Annotated in this window: 1 protein-coding gene; it reads right to left on the bottom strand. The window is 44.0% G+C overall.

Annotated elements, in window-relative coordinates; genetic code table 11:
• Positions 1-588: 588 nt before the first annotated feature.
• The gene (locus tag B3N33_RS01160) at positions 589-942 is read right to left on the bottom strand and encodes an SGNH/GDSL hydrolase family protein (RefSeq protein WP_422655890.1); all 354 of its coding nucleotides are present in this window, start codon (positions 940-942) and stop codon (positions 589-591) included.
• Positions 943-1,271 lie beyond the last annotated feature (329 nt).

Below are 1,271 nucleotides of genomic sequence, written 5' to 3'. Positions count from 1 at the left end.
TCTTGATTTGAGTTGCACTATATGAAATGCAATCATGAATCAAGAGCCCTAGGGCTTACTGGCAAGAAGTTCACTAGTACAATCGATTATGGGGCTCATAGTAATGTGTTCCAAAATAACTACATAAGAAAACTCTGCTCGCAAAACGGAAAAGCAAAGAGAGATACTCTGTCGAATCCTAAGAAACGTAATTGGTCCTACTACTGGTCCCTTAAGAACCGCTATACGCTGTGAAGAGCCGTCCTTTGCTTATGAAGAAGGAAGAGCTTCCTTAAACAGGGATTCCGGTCAAGTGCAAATGAACAGCTCTTAGTCCGTTGTTCCAATCATGAGCACTGAAGGAATCAGCTATCTGGAAGCGAAAGCTTCCTCAAGAACTCCGAGGCGCAATCTTTGATCAGGGTTGCTCCCGTGGTATTTTGATGAACATGATCCACCGTCAACAGAAATCCATTTTCCTGCGAGAGAGCGTCCCAACTCTTTCTCAACAAGATGTGTTTGAATATCATTCTCAATGTGAATTCCCAGGAGACTTCCCGCCCTGACGAAGGTCTTTCATCTGCCTTTTTCAGGTAATCGCGCTGACGTTCATTGAGATCCATATAGCACAAGTCCATCTGTGAGGTTATNNGTGATCAAAGGCAGCGACATTACGCCTACATGAGCAATGGAGGAGGTCTTGAGCCTTTGGAGGATCCCAGCGAGGTTTCTTGCGTAGCTTTCTCTTGAAGGTCTCTCGGGTAGTCTGTTTTTTCTGATATAGGCTTTCATGGTCTTTTCTGAATAGGTCGCCCACACGTCATTTGTTCCTACCAGGAGAATAGCAATATCTGGCTTCATGCTGGTCACTTTCTCGATTCTCTTGAGAACGTCATAAGAGAGGTTTCCATTCACTCCACTATTTATAAACTCAAGCTTTCCCCGGAATTCGCTTTTCAGCATCTCGAAGTAACTCACACCCACGCGGCCATAGGTAATACTATCTCCAATACAGACAACGGTATTCATGAGCAATCTCCTCATTTTCACTTCTTACTATTATAGTCTTTATAATGCTCCATCCACTTCAATAAACTGCCGCCTTGAAAGACTATCATTTCTTTGAGGGTAGTATGAAATGGAGGACTTGCCAGATATGGGGAAAGGGAAAATACATATCTCATGCTGCTGTTCCCGTGTGAACCACATTTGGTTAGGGTTGCAAAGGAAGGAGAGTTAGTCGCTAAGCCTCGTTGTTGGAAAATGACTTGCTATAGCGAAAAACGGCGCCC

Source organism: Mesotoga sp. UBA5825, from assembly GCF_002432955.1.
In the GTDB taxonomy this organism is placed as follows: Bacteria; Thermotogota; Thermotogae; order Petrotogales; family Kosmotogaceae; genus Mesotoga.
Note: the sequence above shows the minus strand (reverse complement) of the source record. Positions and strands in the feature narration are given on the sequence as shown.